We start from the raw sequence: 17,294 nt of genomic DNA, 5'->3' as shown, positions 1-17,294 counted from the left end.
AGTACGCCGTAGGTTAAGCGTGATGTCTGACCATGCACACTGCAGGTGAAGTGTACAATGTCCTGCAAGTCCACTGTGTCCAGGCCCATTCATCCTGCCCATTCATCCAAGCACTGTTGATCCGAGCGCACTGTTGATTTAATTACCTGTTACCCAAGGACATTGTTGATCCAAGCGCCTGTTGATTTAAGTACCTGTTGATTTCAAGCACACGACGGATTACTTCCTGTGACTTTAGATTCCCGGCAATCTAGCGGACCCTAGATCCGCTATTTCTCCAAATAGGCGCAAATTTCTAAGCCAACGGACCGTAGTTCCGCTATTGGGTGAAAAGTGGGGCAAACCATGCTTATATAGAACGAGTAGCGGAACCAGGGTCCGTTCGCATATTAAATTTAGTCAAAAAGACGGAATAGCGCCCTGTGTGTCCGTTAGAATCCTATTTTGGCTGGGCAGGCTCATCAATTGGGACACGAATACCTGTACCTGTGGCCGCTTCTTGCGTTATGTGGTTGACCACGTCATGTGACGCCGGCCACCGCGCGCTGTGAGCTTCGTGCGGCGCGATATATGACACTTCATGTCATATATCCATGCTACAATGAATCCTAGTGCAACTAGGGAAACGTACAAAGGAGGAAATCAGCTTGCGGGCGGATCGGCTCATTTCAATATTGCTGCTATTGCAAAATCACGGACGGCTCACGACGCGGGAACTGGCGGCTAGGCTGGAGGTATCCGAGCGGACAATACACCGCGATATGGAGGCCCTAAGCGCCTCGGGAATTCCGGTGTATGCGGAACGGGGAACAAGCGGGGGCTGGGTATTGTCGGAGGGCTACCGCACTGATCTGACGGGAATGAAGCCCGAAGAGATGCAGGCGCTGCTCCTGGCTCATTCATCTTCACTCTTAGGAGACCTGGGACTTGGAGGCGTGTTTGAGCATGCTTTTCAGAAAATGCTGGCTGCATTTCCCGAACGGCTTCGAGGCGAAGCCGAAAGAGTGCGTCAGCGCATTCATATCGACGGTGCCGGCTGGCATCAGTCCGCCGATCGGCTGCCCGATTTGCCGACGATTCAGGAAGCGGTCTGGCAGGACCGCATGCTCCGCTTCGATTACCGGCGGGAAGATTCGGCCGTGGAGCGCATCGCCGAGCCGCTGGGGCTGGTCGCCAAGAGCAGTATCTGGTATCTTGTAGCCAGGGTGGAAGGGGAAATGCGCACTTACCGAATCTCCCGGATCAGGAATGCCCAAGTGCTGGAGAAATCTTTTCAGCGTCCCGATTCTTTTGACCTGGCACTATATTGGGAGCGCTCAACAGAAGAGTTCAAAGCGAATCTTCCGCGTTATCCCGCCCGGCTCAGATTTCAGGAAGCAGCTTTACCGCGCCTAGCCCAGCAGCGATATCTCAAGCTAATCCATATGATGCCCGCAGAACAAGGATGGATCGAAGCGGCTGCTGAGTTCAATACGCTGGAGTCGGCATGTGAAATTCTGCTTGGCTATGGATCGCTTGCCAGGGTAATGGAGCCACTGGAGCTGCGTGATCGAGTATTATTAGAAGCAGAGGCAATGGTTGAGCTGTACAGAGGGTAGGTGAAGTGTTGAGAAGATGGTATTTTATAGAATGGGATAAAAATGAAACAGTTCCGGAAGATATCTTTATCGAGGCTGTATTAAAGCCCAATTCTAACCCGAACATGGACTACAAAGATTATTTGCTTGAGGTTTATATCGACAAAAGAAAGTACAGTCAGCATATGATATACCCATATATTTCAGGATTGCATTCTATGTCTTTCGATGCTAAAGAGGATGAGGGCTTTTTTAGACCGAGCAGTATAGGAAGTGCAGGGGACGACGAGGTAAAGGTTGCAGATGCGCTGCATAAGCACAATATTTCTCAGATGAATTATGATAATGGTTACTTGGATTTTATCGGGTTTTGGAGTCCTCCAGAACAAGGGAAACACAAATTAAAAATGTATTTTGAAGCAAATGATAATTTTAATTCTCTTGAAGATATGTGCCTGGTATATGTTCATAAAGAGAAAGGAATATTTGGACAGGATTTGGGCTGGACTAAAGTAGTAAAAATCGAGGCGGAATAAGTTGTATTATCTTATGAGAAAGGAATGGAACAAGGAGCAGAAAATGGACTTAAACAAGCGAAACAACCTAAATAAGCTAAACAAGCGGGCGCTCATTGAATCTATAATTTTTGTCGTCCTCATCTTGGCAGGTGTGGTCGGCTTTCAGGTCGTGCAAGGGGCGCTGTTGACCAGAAATTACGTCCCAGATGTTATTAATAACTATGCATCAGTAGAGCATTTACAGCAGCAGGTGGCATTTGGAACCATAGCTCGCACGGACGGAATAACCCTGGTTTTGGAAATAGGCGGTTTATTGCTCATGGCAATGGCCTACTACATGCTGCGAACGAGGCTGATTAGATTAAGGAAGCGCAAGAAATGAATAGCAGGGTCTTTTACACCAAAACATGCGTCCCGGTCTTAAAAGCGAGTGTGCTAGAACCTGGACGTTTTTAGATACGGATGAGATGTGAATGTTCAATTTGGCGGCGCCTCGCTAGCGTGGTTATGTCACCTTACTTCCCGATGCCGCATGAAGACCCAGACGCCCGCTATGATTATCAATCCGGAAAATAACCGCAATCCTGTCAGTATTTCACCCAGGAGCACCAGAGCGAGCAGGGAGGCGCAGATTGGTTCGCCAAGAATAGCCATGGAAACCGTGGTGGCATTCATATACTTCAGCAGCCAGTTAAACAGGTAGTGGCCAAACAGGGTGGACACGACGGATAATAGGAAGAATATTCCCCACTCTTTCATAGGATAACCGGTAAATGGATAACCCATTGCAAGGTTGTAGCAGCCCAAGGAACAAGCGGCCATGATGAACATCCAGAAATTATACGGCAGGGCAGCCAGATCCTTGCGCAAGTGCTGGCCGACCAGCATATTAACGGAGATCGCCAGCGTGCCCAGCAGCGAGAGAATATCCCCGTACAGGGCTGATCCCGACAGACGGAGGTCGCCCGAGCCAATGAGGATGGAGCCGACGACCGCTATGCCCATGCCGAGCAGCATCATTCGGTTGATTCTCTCCTTGAACAGCCAGATGGAGCCGAGCATGACGAGCACGGGCTGCAGCGTAAGGATAACCGTAGAGCTTGCCACGCTGGTATACCGCAGCGAATTCATCCACAGCAGAAAATGAATTCCTAGCAGCAGTCCCGAAGCGGCAAGCAGTCCCCATTGTTTCGGCTTTAGCCGCAGCATTTCATGCCTGTGTCGCCAGGCGAAAGGCAGCAGGATTAAATTGGTAATGAACAAGCGGTACATCGCGACAACGGATGCCTCCGCATTCGACCAGCGAATAAAGATGGCCGAGAAAGAGATAGCAATGATGCCGAGGATAAAGAAGATTTCATAGGCTCCCCCGGCACGTTGACGGCCAGACATGTATTTAACTCCCTTCTAAGATGTGTCATGGTGGCAGGTATGGCTAGAGTCGCTAGCTTCGTTAAGCGTAGTTCCACAACAATCTATTATACGGGCATTTGCGAGAATGGATAGATTTTTATATAGGAGCGAGGCGTAAAGATGTTCCCTGGCGCTCTACAATGTTAGAATGGAAATTAAAAGGAGGAGGGAAACGAGCAATGGACGTAATAGAGGCTATTCATACGAGAAGAAGTATTGGAAAGGTTAAGCAGGACAAAATTCCTGTAGAGACGATCGAGCAAATTTTAGAGGCTGGAGTCTGGGCGCCAAATCATAGACATACCGAGCCTTGGAAATTTTTCGTGCTCAGAGGCAAGGGCCGGGAGCAGCTGGGTCAGGCGCTGGCCGACATCATGCGGGAGGGCATGAAGAATCCCGATTCGCCCGAATCGCAGGAGGCGTTGGGTAAAGCTTTTGCCAAGGCCTTTCGCGCCCCTGTCATCATTGCCGCAGCCGTAACTCCCACCGATAAGCCGGGCGTGATCGAGCTGGAGGAATACGGAGCCGTATTTGCCGCAATACAGAACATGCTGCTCGCGGCGCACAGTTTAGGGCTGGGAGCGGTATGGAGAACCGGCGAACCTTGTTACCACAGCATCGTGAACGAAGCCTTTGGTCTCCGTGAGCAGGATAAAATGCTGGGTTTCATTTATCTCGGCGTTTCCGATATGGGCGAGCTGAAAGGGAAAAGAGATGATTTCCGCAGCAAAACCGTCTGGATCGGCGATGAAGAGTAGGTGAGGGAGGAAAGGCATCCCCCTTCTGCTCATTTGCAAACATGAAAGAACCTCAATCTCCGAAAGGCTTCTCTCGGGATTGAGGTTCTTTTTCTTACTCTTCGATTTCCTGAGGCTCGGGGGCCTGCTTGATGATTTCCAGCTTTCTGAAGCGGTGCGGCTCTTTCTCCAGCAGCTTGAAGATCAGCCCCTGGTGCTCGAACGTGTCGTCTTCATTCATTTCCGGATTCATCCCGTATAACCAGCCGCCGATCGTATCGACATCCTCGGTATTCAGCTCGGTCAGCATGATGTCGTTAATCTGATTAATCGTTACCTTGCCGTCAACGACCACATGGTATTCATCCAGATGGACAATCGGCTGTTCTTCTTCCTTATCGAACTCGTCGCGGATTTCTCCGACGATTTCCTCGAGAATGTCCTCGATGGTGATCAGCCCGGCTGTGCCGCCGTATTCATCGATTAATATCGCGATATGGGTACCTTCATGCTGCATTCTTTTTAACAGCTCATTCACCGGCGTTACCTCGGATACCGCCATAACCGGCTGTAGAATTGAGGAGATTTCCAGGTTCGGGTTATCCTCATACGATAGAAAGAATTGCTTCGTATTGATGATACCCACGATATTATCCTTATGCCCCTCGACAACAGGAAAGCGGGTATACTGCTGCTCTTTGATGATCCCCAGGTTCTCTTCCCGGGTCTTGTCTGTATATAAGCACACCATATCGGTGCGCGGAACCATAATTTCTTTGGCTAACATATTATCAAAAGCAAAAATCCGGTTCACGTACCCGTATTCGCTTTGATTGATTTTACCGCTCTCGAAGCTTTCGTTAATGATGATCTGCAGTTCTTCCTCGGAGTGAGCTTCTTCATGCTCGCTGGCAGGCTTGATTCCAAAAAGGCGTACAAGCTGAAGCGCAGATCCGTTGAGCGCCCAAATGAAAGGGTGCATAATCTTAGTGAATATAATCAGTGGTTTTGCTGTAATCAAAGCAACCTGCTCTGCTCTGCGGATGGCAATCGTCTTTGGAGCCAATTCCCCCACAACAACGTGAAGATAAGTAATTACGGCAAAAGCGATGATAAATGAAATAACGCTGCTTACTGCTTCAGGTACATTTAAACTATGGAACAGCGGGTGAAGTATTTTCTCCACTGTCGGTTCCCCTAACCAGCCAAGTCCGAGCGCTGTAATCGTAATTCCCAATTGGCAAGCCGACAAGTAACCATCCAGATTGCTAGTCACTTGTTTGACCGAGAGAGCATTCTTGCTTCCTTCGGCTATCATTTGATCCACCCGACTTGCCCGTACCCGTACGATGGCAAACTCCACGGCTACGAAAAACGCTGTAAACCCGATTAGTATGGCGACCAGCACCAAGTTTAGTACCAAAAGCCTGTCACTATCCATTCGATTCATCTACTCCTTCATGAAATAAAATATATGAAATACTATTAATTATATAGCATGCTCAACTGGAAAGCTAATATATGACACAATTTAGCCACAAGTTGGCTAACAGCGATATTTTACAATAACTTTACAATAAACCCATTGTGAGGAATTCCTTCGTATGTAAGATGGAAATGTAATCCAAGAAATGAAGGTGAAGGAGGAATCGATTACGGATGAGGAAGAAATGGGCAAGAAAGTGGCTGAATCGGATAGTGACAGGTGCGATTGCGGCAACCATGCTGGTGGGCTTAGCTCCGTTTGCAGGAGCAAGCGCACAAGAAAACGCACAGGAAATTCTGCTTCAGGCCAGCCAGGAGACAAGCGCTTGGAATGCGGCAGACACTGTTAGCGCTGATATTCAAGCAGCAGCTGTGCCTCTTGCTGTAGCTGACGCGATTGCTAAAGGAAATAACGGGGAATCTGTACAGGTCTCCGGCTATATTGTTGGACATGCTACCGGCTCGCTGACAACGAAGTTCCAGGGTCCTTTCGCGAATGACTACAATTTTTTGATTGCCGATAGTCCGGCTGAGCGCAGTTCGGCGAAGCTGATCGATGTGCAAATTCCCGCCGGCCTCAGAGACCAGTTCGGGCTGCAGAGCAATCCGGGACTGATCGGGCAACGCGTAAATGTAACGGGTACTCTTGCAGCTTATAACAACTTCGCCGGGCTTAAGAGCGTGTCCGCAATTCAGCTGGCGGATGCTGAAGGGCAGCCAAATCCAGGCGAAGGACAGCCAGGTCAGCCTGGGGGCGGAGCAAACCCGTCACTGCCGGACGGCACGGGCAAAAGAGTGCTCTTCGACAACGCTCACGCCCAGACGGCAGGGGCAGCCGATTGGATTATCGACGGGGCGTTCTCCGATTTTGCCGATGGGCTGCGTGGAGCAGGGTTTGCAGTAGAGTCGCTGGAGCGCACGACCCCTCATCGATTCGATACTCCCGCCATTACGTACAACCGTCTTAAAGATTATGACGTCTTCGTCATTCCCGAAGCGAATATCCCTTTCAAGAGCGCTGAGCAGGATGCGATCGTTCAGTACGTTCAAGGTGGAGGCGCCGTGTTCTTCATCGCAGACCACTACAATGCCGACCGCAACAAGAACCGCTGGGATTCCTCCGAGGTATTCAACGGCTATCGCCGCGGCGCCTACGGGCTGCCGGCCAAGGGTATGAGCGCGGAAGAAGCGTCCTCCCCGGCGATGCAGAACGTAACAAGTTCGGACTGGCTTGCCAATCATTTTGGCGTGCGCTTCCGCTATAATGCGCTTGGCGACGTGAATGCGACTGATATTGTCGCTCCGTCCCAGTCGTTCGGGATTACATCGGGCGTAAGCGCAGTCGCCATGCATGCCGGTTCAACGCTGGCGATTATTGATCCCGCGAAGGCCAAGGGTATCGTATACGTTCCGACCGGTGTGCCGAAGTGGGGAAGCGCCGTGGACAGCGGCGTCTATAACGGCGGCGGCCGGGCCGAAGGACCGTATGCGGCTATCGCCAAAATTGGACTTGGCAAAGCGGCGTTCATCGGCGATTCCTCGCCCGTTGAGGATGCTACGCCAAAATACGTCCGCGAGGAAAATGGAGCAAAGAAGACAACGTATGACGGCTTCAAGGAAGTGGATGACGGACTGTTTCTCGTCCAGACCGTGAAATGGCTCGCCCATAAGGAAAACTACACTTCCCTAAGCGAAGTATCCGGACTTGTGCTCGATACGCCGACAGTGCTGCGCGCGGACGAGATGCCAGCGGCTTCGACGGAACCGATGTCAGAGCCTTGGTCCGCGCCGGCCGCGGGCTACAAGTGGTATGATCCATCCACCTTCAAGCCGGGTTCTTACGGCTCTTCGCAGCCGCCAGCGGCCGAGCCGGTATATGCCTTCGTCCACCAATCCCAGCTGCCGAGCGCGCAGGAATTTACAATCCGCTTGACCGCCGATGGCCTGAACCCGGGGCAGACGGTAACCGGTCTTGCGGTTGGAATATATCTTAGCGGCGGCGAGCAGATCGCCCGGTTCAAAAATAGCGATGGCTCGTGGTCCGCTTACGGGTACAGCCCGAGCTTTTCCCTGACGGCCAATGCGCAGGGCAAGGCTTCGAAGGACCTGATCGTCCAGCTTAAACCGAACCAGGCGGGTGCTGCGAACCTGCGCTTGAAGCAGGATAGCGCCAACGTACTCACGAAGACGGTAACGATCGCTAACGTAAGTGCGCAGCCGCTCCCTCAGGCGGGAATCCTTCCGCTCAACGAGCTGGTGGTTGCCGCGCATCGGTCAGTATGGTTCGATCGTTTGCTTGGCCATACTGCACTGCATGCGGCGTAACGTTCATACGTGAAGATTTCAGTGAATACACATGAACATACGTGAACTTGAAGCTGAATTTGGCAAGCAATGGGCAGCCCTGCTAAGGGCTGCCTTTATTTTCCATCCGCCGGTAGGCGGTTTCTTCCCGCTTTGTGCCTGGTGCGTCATTCGGATATGATAGGAATTATAAACAACAGCCAACAGTAATCTGGTGGGGGAACGAGAAATGAACAAGGTAACGATGAAGGATATCGCCGAGGCGGCCAAGGTCTCCTTGGCCACGGTTTCCTATGTGCTCAACAACAATACGAGGCAAAAAATAAGCGAGGAAACCCGGCAGCGGATTCTCGCCATTGCCCAGCAGCTTCAATATGTTCCCAACATGGCCGCTCGCAGCCTGGTCGGGAATACGTCCTCCAAGCTCGTCGCCATCGTTACGCTTAAAGATAACGATAATCAGCCGTGGCGCAAGAGCAGGTATCACGATTTGACGATGCGGCTGCAGGAACTGCTCAATGAGCGGGGCTATGACGTGATCGTGGCAGGTACGGATAGCGCTCAGGTAGAACTGGACATTATTCTAAAAAGAACACTCGATGCATTATTCCTGATCGATGTGCCGGAAGAGCATTTTTTCAACATTTCACGTAAATTTACCGTGCCAATTATCGTTATCGACAGCTATATCGAGGATACGCTGTTCCGGAAGGTAGTCCCTGATTATCGATCCGCGATCCGGCTGGTCAGGGAAATGCTCGGCGGACTCCCGGAGCCTTTCCTCGTGACAGGGAAGTTTAATAATTCCGGAATGGAACAGTCCTTAACGGAAACATTTCGCCTGGATCATGTATATCAGATGGATACGCGGGAAGGATTGGAGCAGTACGTTCTTGCCCGCCGAGGGTTGCCGGGGATTTTTGCAAATGAGTTATTGGCGGTCATGGCAGCGCCCTATATGAGGGCTGAGGATATGATCGTGCTTGCCAATGCGGGGGCGGAGTATTTGCTGCCAAGCGGAGTGCGGCGCATCGTGTTCGATAACGGGGTTAAAGCCCAAATGTCGATTGCCGTTATGGAGAAGCTGCTGCGCAAGGAATATGATGAAATTGAAGATTATAGATATTTACCTCCTGAATTAGCGAATTCAACAGCGGATTGACACTCGTAAATGATCGGTGATATAATCCCGCTCAAACAGCCACTTAAGCGCTTAAGTTTGCACACGATATTTCGCGATTGGAGTGAATCAATTGGCGGTACAACGGGAGCATGACGTAGTTGTCGATTATGGCGATCTTGCGGTAACTGAAGGAATATCCGTCTTCGATAAACGGTTTGATGAAAAGTTCTATTACGGCGGGGATGACCTGGGTGCCGTGTACACGTCGAAGGAGACCAGGTTCCGGTTATGGGCACCGACGGCTTCGGAGGCGGAGGTCGTTTTCTATGAGTCATGGAATGAGGAGAAGCCCGTGCAGGTCCTCCCTATGAAGCGCGATATTCAGGGCACCTGGCTGCTGGCCGCGCAGGGGGATTATCTGGGGCGTTACTATACGTACCGCGTCAAGGTCGGGCAGGATTGGAACGAAGCGGCTGATCCATATGCCAAGGCCGTTGGTGTAAACGGGGACCGGGCGGTGGTCATGGATTTGCAGCGCACAGACCCGGAACGGTGGGAAGATGACCGTAAACCGCCTTTCGAGGCTGCGGTCGATGCGGTGATTTACGAGCTGCATGTCAAGGATCTGTCCAGTCATCCTCACAGCGGGATTGCGCATAAAGGAAAATTCCTTGGACTTGCGGAGAGCGGGACACGGGGGCCGAATGGCATTTTGACAGGCCTGGATCATATTGCTGCGCTTGGCGTGACACATGTTCAGCTTCTGCCTGTCTATGATTATGCCACCGAAAGTGTGGACGAGACGAGGCTCGACCAGCCGCAGTACAATTGGGGATACGACCCTAAGAACTACAACGTGCCCGAGGGCTCTTATGCTACCGATCCCTATGTGCCGGGTTTGCGCATAACCGAGCTGAAGCGGACCATTCAAGCCCTGCATGAGCGCGGGCTCCGGGTCATTATGGATGTCGTCTACAATCATGTCTACGATTGGTACTTGATCAATTTCACCAAGCTTGTGCCGGGATACTATTTGCGCTACAAGGAGGATGGCACGCTGTCGGACGGCTCGTTCTGCGGTAACGAATGCGCTTCGGAACGGCCGATGATGCGGAAATTCATCGTTGATTCGGTACTGTACTGGGCGAAGGAGTATCATATGGACGGCTTCCGGTTCGATCTCATGGGGTTGATGGACATCGAGACGATGAACGAAATTCGGAGGCGCCTGGATGAGCTCGATCCTGCGATCATCACGATCGGGGAGGGCTGGGTGATGGACACGGTGCTGCCGGATGAGCACAGGGCTCATCAGAACAATGCCGCCAAGCTCCCGGGAATCGGGCACTTCAACGATGATTACCGCGATGCAATCAAGGGAAGCATTTTCTATGCTGACCAGAAAGGTTTTGTCAGCGGCGGTGCCGGCTACGAAGGACTCATTCGGGAGGGAATCGTCGGTGCCGTTGACTATGACAGGGATATCCGCAATTTTGCGAATGAGCCGGGCCAATCCGTAAATTACGTCGAATGTCATGATAACCATACCTTATGGGATAAAATCGTCCTCTCGGCCGTAGGCGAGCCCGAAGAGCGCCACCGTGGCATGCATCGGCTGGCTTCGGCAATGATCCTGACGAGCCAAGGCATTCCATTCCTGCATGCAGGGCAGGAATTCATGAGAACGAAGGACGGGGAAGAGAACAGCTACAAATCCCCGATCGAGGTGAACTGGCTGGATTGGGAACGCTGCGCCGCACGGCAAAATGACGTAGCCTATATGAGGGAGCTGATTGCCCTGCGCAAGAGCCACCCGGCGTTTCGTCTGCGTAGTGCGGATCAAATTCGCGAGCATTTGCATTTTGAGCCGGCGCCGGAGCATTGCGTAGCCTATACGCTGCGCAATCATGCGGGCGGAGATGCTGCCAAGCATATTTATGTGCTGTACAAGGGCATGGAGGAATCCCTTCTTTTTAATTTGCCTGAGCTCGGGAAATGGACGATCCGCTTCGGAGGCGAGCATATCGCCGCGCTGGAGGGCCAACGATTAGAGGTGCATGGCCTCGGCATGGTTGTCCTTACGGTTGCGGAGTAATGATGGGTAAAGCAGGTAAAGCAGGTAAAGCGTCGTCGAAAGCTTCTTTGGCTAAGAAAGATTGCAATAATGCAGGAATACCTTCTCTTTATAGATGCTGATGTCCATTGAATGCGAAAGTGCAGGGGAAATTCCCGGTATCCAGTCATTTTTGAAGAAGTACGAGGAAATACTGCACTTTCCTTACGGCATCTTAGTTGAACTGGAATTTTTCCTTCCAAGTAGATTAGACGGCTGAATTATGGCGGTTCCTAGATGGCAAGGATCAGCTGGTAACTAGATGTAATTCATGCAGTTAGTTCATCGGTTTTAGCCTTGTTAGAGGGAACTAACTGCAAAACCTACATTTAGTTTTAGGCTATTTCGGCGAATTCGCTCCATTCAGGCAAACTAACTGCATGTATTACATTTAGCGCATGATTTTTTGATAAAAAAGCTTAACTAGCTGTATAAAATACATTTAGTTTTTAAATGGCCTAGTAAAACTAAACCAGGAGCTGGATGGCCGCCACCCATCAACAATATAGCAATCTCAAACAATCTCTAACAAACCACCGGCCCAGCAATCAAAGTGCTGAATGAATGAAACAAACATTAACAGTCCGTTATCAACCCGGCATCATATTGAAAATAATTGTTGTGCAAAATATAGTAATAAAGATGACTGCAATTCATATAAATTGCACATTCAGAAATTAGGAGATGATGGGATGAATACGATCTGTGTCTTTGCAGGCTCGAATTTAGGTGCGCATGAAGACTATAAGCAGGCTGCTGGACAACTGGGGCGCCATTTGGCCGAGCAGCAGTACCGTCTGGTGTATGGCGGATCGAGGATCGGGCTGATGGGAGAAGCGGCCAATGCGGCAATGGCTGCCGGCGGAGAGGTGATCGGTGTCATGCCATCGGGATTGTTTGCAGGCGAGATGGTGCATCGGGAACTGACTGAGCTGATTGAAGTGGACGGCATGCATGCCCGAAAAGCAAAAATGGGGGAGCTGGCCGACGGCTTCATTGCGCTGCCCGGCGGTTTTGGAACCTACGAGGAATTGTTCGAGGTGCTGTGCTGGTCCCAAATCGGCATCCATAAGAAGCCGGTTGGCCTCCTGAATGTTCGCGGCTTCTACGACCCGCTGCTTCAAATGGTCGAGCACAGCATTCAAGAGGGCTTCTCCAATTCTTCTCACCTGAGTTTGATTAATATCTCCCCGGATCCTGCCGAATTATTGCAGTTGATGGAATCCTACCAGCCGCAGGTGCTGGAGAAAAAGTGGAAGGAACTCGTTTAAGCCGCTTTGGAGGCAATGAAAGAGCTGCGGCGGGGAATAGCTAGTCTTGAATCCTGCGCATCTACACGCGCACAAACACGAAAAAAGCGTCCCTAGCCGCTATGGCTGAGGGGACGCTTTTTGGCTTCATGATAGCTTAAACTCTCACAGACGATCTTGCATACTGGACTTCGCCCAGGCCGCCGATCGTGTAGCTCCGGTCGTAAATGACGATCGCTGCCGGCGTCTCGGTTTCGTTGGTGACCGTGATGCTGTCTTCGGTTACGCTGACGTTCAGGCGGGCTCCCCGGAACATGACCTTGAACGAGAAGGCGGTCCAATGGGAAGGGACGAATGGATGCAGCTGCAGCGCTCCGTCTTTTACCTTCAAGCCGCCGAAGCCTTGAACGACGGACATCCATGTGCCAGCCATGCTCGTGATGTGCAGGCCGTCCTCGGTGTCGTTATTGTAATTATCGAGATCCAGGCGCGCGGTGCGCAGGTACATCTCGTACGCCTTCTCCTGGTAGCCCAGCTCGCAAGCGATGATGGCATGCAGGCATGGCGACAGGGAAGACTCGTGCACGGTCAGCGGTTCATAGAAATCGAAATTTCGTTTTTTGGTTTCCAGGTCGAACTGGTCGCCCAGGAAGTAAATCCCCTGCAGCACGTCGGCCTGTTTGATGAAGCAGGAGCGGAGAATCCGGTCCCAGGACCAGTTCTGGTTCAGCGGCAGGTCCTCTGGCTTCAGGTCTTTGACCGGGATAATCTCCTTGTCGAGGAAGCCGTCCTGCTGCAGGAAGACGCCGCGCTCCTCATCGTATGGATAGTACATATTATCGATAATTTCGTTCCACTTGGCGATCTCCTCGTCCTTCAGCTCCAGCTTGCCGACAAGCTCTGCATAACGGGCCTGTTCATGCTCCTTCAGATAGTTCATAACTTCCTGGGTATATTCCAGCGTCCAGACAGCAATCCGATTCGTGTACCAGTTGTTGTTGACGTTGTTCTCGTACTCGTTTGGCCCCGTGACGCCGAGCATGACATACTTGCCCTTGTCCTTGGAGAAATTGACGCGCTCTTCCCAGAAGCGGGAAATTTCCACGAGCACCTCAAGACCGTATTGGCCGAGATACGATTTATCCCCGGTATAGTTGACATAGTTGTAAATCGCGTACGCGATTGCTCCGTTGCGGTGGATTTCCTCGAACGTAATTTCCCACTCGTTATGACATTCCTCGCCGTTCATCGTTACCATCGGATAGAGGGCGCCTTTGGCAAAGCCAAGCTTGCGGGCGTTCTCCTTCGCCTTCTCCAGATGCTTGTAGCGGTAGATGAGCAGGTTGCGGGCAATGCTGGAATCCGCCGTGCTGAGGTAGAACGGCAGGCAGTAGGCTTCCGTATCCCAATAGGTGCTGCCGCCGTATTTTTCACCTGTAAAGCCCTTAGGCCCTATATTCAGACGGTCGTCATCGCCGGTATAGGTCTGATTCAATTGGAAAATATTGAAGCGAATCGCCTGCTGCGCGGACTCGTCGCCTTCGATAATAATGTCGCTTTCGCTCCATTTCGCGGCCCAGGTATCGACCTGTTCGCGAAGCAGCGTGTCGAACCCGGCTTCCTTGGCCGCGGTCAGCGATTTCGTACCGGCCTCTACCAGCTGGCCTAGACCATGGTTGCGGGAAGTAACGTTAGCTACATATTTGTACAAAGTGATCTGTTCACCAGCGGCTGCCTCGACGGCCACTTCACTGGAAACGAATTTCTCGCGTTCCTTCAGGGACGGGGCGAATTCCAGCTTGTTTCCGTCTTTGAAAACATCAAATGCCATCACCGAGGTGACATGGAAATCGAGCTTCTTCGTCTTTAGCGTCAGGTAGGAAATGTCCGCTGCCGCCGCTTTTTCTACTTCCAGCCAGAATTTCTCGTCGTAGTTCGAGTCCTTATTCTGCACATCCCCATCGAGGTAAGGTACTAGGCGGATCGTACCGCTAAAGTTCAGCGGTGTAATCGTATAGCGAATCGCTCCGATCTCATGGCGGGCCATGCTGACAAAACGCAGCGCCTCTACCTGAACTTGCTTGCCATCCTCAAGCTCCGCTTTGAAGCGGCGGGATAAGGTGCCTTCCTTCATGTTCAACTCGCGAACGAAGCCGCTGACTTTGCAATGGGCAAGGTCAAGCTCAGTGCCATCCAGGAATACGTTGATTCCGATCCAGTTCGTGCTGTTCAGCACTTTGGCAAAATATTCGGGATATCCGTTTTTCCACCAGCCGACACGCGTCTTGTCCGGGTAATAGACCCCGGCCATGTAGCTGCCTTGCAGGGATGAGCCGCTGTATTTCTCTTCGAAGTTGGCGCGTTGGCCCATAAATCCGTTGCCGATGCTGAATATGCTTTCGGATATTTCATGCGTTGATGGATCGAAGGACTCCTCGATAATCGACCATTCATTGATTTTAAGATATTGTCTCACGATAACCAGACTCCTTTAATCATATGATGAAGTAACAATTACACTTACATACGGACGAGTAAGGCGGCTGAAGCAGGCTGATCTAACGGGCGAGGCTCAGCTCCTTAAGGCGTTCTATCGTCATTTCCTGCAGCGAAGATACGACCAGCTCGGCCTGGCCCAGCGTTGCGGGCGAGCCTATGCCAACGCAGCTCATCCCGGCCCGATGCGCTGCTTCCACCCCGGCTTCGGCATCTTCAAAGACAATGCATTGCTCCGGCGGGACGGAGAGGGCTGCCGCTCCAAGCAGGAATACCTCCGGATCGGGTTTGGCATTCGTCGTGCGTGTTCCATCGATGATTGCATCGAAATACGGGGTAAGGCCGGTATTGTCAAGAATGGTCATGGCATTCTTGCTGGCCGACCCGAGCGCCGTCTTCAGCCCGTTCTCCCGGCAGGCTTTAAGAAAATTCAGCGCCCCTGGCAATATTTCCGTATGATCCATTTTGGAAATGGATTCGAAGTACCAGTTATTTTTCCGCTCGGCAAGCTCGTATTTTTTGGCGTTATCGAACTGCAGGCCGCCAACGCTGAGCAGAATGTCCAGGGATGCCATACGGCTGACGCCCTTCAGTTTCTCGTTATCCTGTTCGGTGAACGTGAATCCGAGCTCTTCCGCGAGCCGTTTCCAGGCCAGATAATGGTACTTGGCAGTATCGACGAGGACGCCGTCCAGGTCGAAAAGACATGCTTTGATTGAGGTCACAACCTCTCCTCCTTTAGCGCAAACGTTTGAACAAAAGATTAAAAAATAAATGAAGCAGCAGGGCTTCAATTATTTCTTCATCATTCCCCGCTTACGGGCGGACGGAATGGATGGATGATTCACGGATCATCAATCGATGCGGAATGATCTGACGCTTCTGGTAGGAGGCGTCCTGATTATTCTTGATCGACTGGATCAGTATCTGGGAAGCGGTATATCCCAAGTTGTAGATGCCGATATCCACACTGCTCAGCGGCGGGGTCGATAATTCGGACAAAGGTATATTGTTAAAGCTCACCAGGCACAAATCTTCGGGCACTTTATAATTAAGCTCATGCAGGCCGCGCAAAATACCGAAGGCGACGACATCATCGATCAAGACGAGGGCAGTCGGCCGATTCGGAAGATTCATGAAGAACGACATGGCCCGGTAGCCGCTTTCCTGCAGAAATTCTCCTTCAACGATCCATTCAGGGCGGGATTCCAGTCCAGCGTCAGCAAGGGCTTTCATATAGCCTTTCAGCCGATCCTTCGAGACGACAAGCTCCGGCGGGCCGCTGACAAAGCCGATCCGTTCATGTCCAAGCGAAATCAGGTGCTTCGTTGCATCATAGGATGCTTGAACGTTGTCGGTGTCTACGGACAGAATGTCGGGATATTTGTCGCTCCGCCCGATGAGGACGAAGGGATGGCCATGCTCTTCCAGGAAATCGATGACCGGATCGTCCGTTCTGGAGTAGAGCAGAATGACCCCATCGACTCTGCGTCCGTTAAGCAATCTGGAGACGCCTTCGACTTCCTCCTTCTCATTGGCTCCCGAGCTGATGAGTACATCATATCCCAAACGGCTTGCCTGGGTGACGATGCCGCGGATCAATTCCATAAAGAAATAATTCGAGAACAATTCTTCAGCCGATTTCGGAAGCATGATGCATATGCTGTTCGTTGTCTTCGATACCAGACTCTTCGCCATAATGTTGGGATGGTAGCCAAGCTGCTCCATAATGGCTCTTACTTTCTGGGAAGTCTCCGTGCTGATTCTTGGATGATTGGACAGCACCCGGGACACGGTGGAGGGAGATACTCCGGCCTTTCTTGCAACGTCTTTAATGGTTACAGCCATAATGACCTCCTGTGGAACCGTTTGCTTTACACTGTAATCTTAATCTAAAGGCTAGTGAAAGTAAATAGATAATCCCCGACAAAATACCATGTTCAGCGGCATATTTATTAAAAAAGTTCTGTTTTTCAGAAATCCGGATAAAAGAAGTGCTGGATTTGAATATGAAGGGAAATTAAAGAAAATCGGAGAAAAATCAAGAAAAGCACATAAATACTGTAGAAAACCACTTATGCAAACGTTTTAATTAAGTTAAACGCTTAAGTTATATTGTTATTGCAGATATAGCGCTTACATAAAACTCGGGAGCCATACAGGAAATTTCCGATCGTTCATGGTAACGTTTGCGCATTGAAATTTTGGATAGCGGTGTGAGACATGGCGTGGAAAGGGGGCGTTCATCCAGCTGAAGCTTCGAGGCAATCATCTGGTT

Annotated in this window: 13 protein-coding genes; 8 read left to right on the top strand and 5 right to left on the bottom strand. The window is 51.1% G+C overall.

The window, feature by feature from the left end:
• Positions 1-647: 647 nt before the first annotated feature.
• From GNP95_RS22100 to GNP95_RS22090, 3 genes are read left to right on the top strand one after another with little or no spacing between them, the layout of a single operon-like run.
• Positions 648-1,598 (top strand): helix-turn-helix transcriptional regulator, encoded by a 951-nt coding sequence (locus tag GNP95_RS22100; protein ID WP_155613005.1) that lies wholly within the window; start codon positions 648-650, stop codon positions 1,596-1,598.
• Positions 1,599-1,606: 8 nt separating this feature from the next.
• On the top strand, positions 1,607-2,113 hold the full coding sequence (locus GNP95_RS22095; protein WP_155613004.1) for a hypothetical protein: 507 nt from the start codon (positions 1,607-1,609) through the stop codon (positions 2,111-2,113).
• 13 nt (positions 2,114-2,126) lie between these two features.
• The gene (locus tag GNP95_RS22090) at positions 2,127-2,477 is read left to right on the top strand and encodes a hypothetical protein (RefSeq protein ID WP_155613003.1); all 351 of its coding nucleotides are present in this window, start codon (positions 2,127-2,129) and stop codon (positions 2,475-2,477) included.
• Positions 2,478-2,605: 128 nt separating this feature from the next.
• On the opposite strand, the gene GNP95_RS22085 is transcribed toward GNP95_RS22090, so the two are convergent.
• Positions 2,606-3,487 carry a DMT family transporter gene (locus tag GNP95_RS22085; protein ID WP_155613002.1) on the bottom strand — a complete coding sequence of 294 codons (882 nt, stop codon included), beginning with the start codon at positions 3,485-3,487 and terminating at the stop codon, positions 2,606-2,608.
• A 200-nt stretch (positions 3,488-3,687) separates the two neighbouring features.
• Here GNP95_RS22085 and GNP95_RS22080 point away from each other — a divergent pair, with 200 nt between their 5' ends.
• Positions 3,688-4,266, top strand: a complete 579-nt coding sequence (locus GNP95_RS22080) for a nitroreductase family protein (RefSeq protein ID WP_155613001.1) — start codon at positions 3,688-3,690, stop codon at positions 4,264-4,266.
• 94 nt (positions 4,267-4,360) lie between these two features.
• Here GNP95_RS22080 and GNP95_RS22075 read toward each other — a convergent pair whose 3' ends face one another.
• Positions 4,361-5,686 carry a hemolysin family protein gene (locus GNP95_RS22075; RefSeq protein WP_155613000.1) on the bottom strand — a complete coding sequence of 442 codons (1,326 nt, stop codon included), beginning with the start codon at positions 5,684-5,686 and terminating at the stop codon, positions 4,361-4,363.
• A 218-nt stretch (positions 5,687-5,904) separates the two neighbouring features.
• Between GNP95_RS22075 and GNP95_RS22070 the strand changes: the two genes are divergently transcribed.
• The 4 genes from GNP95_RS22070 to GNP95_RS22055 all read left to right on the top strand — a co-directional run bounded on the left by GNP95_RS22070 (position 5,905) and on the right by GNP95_RS22055 (position 12,541).
• Positions 5,905-8,055 carry a DUF6359 domain-containing protein gene (locus tag GNP95_RS22070; RefSeq protein WP_155612999.1) on the top strand — a complete coding sequence of 717 codons (2,151 nt, stop codon included), beginning with the start codon at positions 5,905-5,907 and terminating at the stop codon, positions 8,053-8,055.
• A 208-nt stretch (positions 8,056-8,263) separates the two neighbouring features.
• Entirely contained in the window at positions 8,264-9,196 is a 933-nt protein-coding gene (locus GNP95_RS22065) for a LacI family DNA-binding transcriptional regulator (protein WP_155612998.1), read from the top strand.
• A gap of 91 nt (positions 9,197-9,287) precedes the next feature.
• On the top strand, positions 9,288-11,252 hold the full coding sequence (pulA, locus tag GNP95_RS22060; protein WP_155612997.1) for a type I pullulanase: 1,965 nt from the start codon (positions 9,288-9,290) through the stop codon (positions 11,250-11,252).
• 710 nt (positions 11,253-11,962) lie between these two features.
• Positions 11,963-12,541, top strand: a complete 579-nt coding sequence (locus GNP95_RS22055; protein WP_155612996.1) for an LOG family protein — start codon at positions 11,963-11,965, stop codon at positions 12,539-12,541.
• A gap of 136 nt (positions 12,542-12,677) precedes the next feature.
• On the opposite strand, the gene GNP95_RS22050 is transcribed toward GNP95_RS22055, so the two are convergent.
• The 3 genes from GNP95_RS22050 to GNP95_RS22040 all read right to left on the bottom strand — a co-directional run bounded on the left by GNP95_RS22050 (position 12,678) and on the right by GNP95_RS22040 (position 16,864).
• Positions 12,678-14,996 carry a glycoside hydrolase family 65 protein gene (locus GNP95_RS22050; RefSeq protein ID WP_330163566.1) on the bottom strand — a complete coding sequence of 773 codons (2,319 nt, stop codon included), beginning with the start codon at positions 14,994-14,996 and terminating at the stop codon, positions 12,678-12,680.
• Positions 14,997-15,078: 82 nt separating this feature from the next.
• Complete coding sequence (gene pgmB / locus GNP95_RS22045; RefSeq protein WP_213590982.1) at positions 15,079-15,741, bottom strand: beta-phosphoglucomutase; 663 nt, start codon at positions 15,739-15,741, stop codon at positions 15,079-15,081.
• 91 nt (positions 15,742-15,832) lie between these two features.
• Entirely contained in the window at positions 15,833-16,864 is a 1,032-nt protein-coding gene (locus GNP95_RS22040; protein WP_155612993.1) for a LacI family DNA-binding transcriptional regulator, read from the bottom strand.
• Positions 16,865-17,294: the final 430 nt, after the last annotated feature.

It is taken from the genome of Paenibacillus woosongensis, assembly GCF_009725165.1.
Taxonomy (GTDB): domain Bacteria; phylum Bacillota; class Bacilli; order Paenibacillales; family Paenibacillaceae; genus Fontibacillus; species Fontibacillus woosongensis.
Note: the sequence above shows the minus strand (reverse complement) of the source record. Positions and strands in the feature narration are given on the sequence as shown.

Excerpts from the sequence above, each read along its gene's own strand:
- GNP95_RS22090 (WP_155613003.1), top strand. The coding sequence starts at position 2,127 with ATGAGAAAGGAATGGAACAAGGAGCAGAAAATGGACTTAAACAAGCGA.
- GNP95_RS22085 (WP_155613002.1), bottom strand. The coding sequence starts at position 3,487 with ATGTCTGGCCGTCAACGTGCCGGGGGAGCCTATGAAATCTTCTTTATC.
- GNP95_RS22080 (WP_155613001.1), top strand. The coding sequence starts at position 3,688 with ATGGACGTAATAGAGGCTATTCATACGAGAAGAAGTATTGGAAAGGTT.
- GNP95_RS22075 (WP_155613000.1), bottom strand. The coding sequence starts at position 5,686 with ATGGATAGTGACAGGCTTTTGGTACTAAACTTGGTGCTGGTCGCCATA.
- GNP95_RS22070 (WP_155612999.1), top strand. The coding sequence starts at position 5,905 with ATGAGGAAGAAATGGGCAAGAAAGTGGCTGAATCGGATAGTGACAGGT.
- GNP95_RS22065 (WP_155612998.1), top strand. The coding sequence starts at position 8,264 with ATGAACAAGGTAACGATGAAGGATATCGCCGAGGCGGCCAAGGTCTCC.
- GNP95_RS22055 (WP_155612996.1), top strand. The coding sequence starts at position 11,963 with ATGAATACGATCTGTGTCTTTGCAGGCTCGAATTTAGGTGCGCATGAA.
- GNP95_RS22040 (WP_155612993.1), bottom strand. The coding sequence starts at position 16,864 with ATGGCTGTAACCATTAAAGACGTTGCAAGAAAGGCCGGAGTATCTCCC.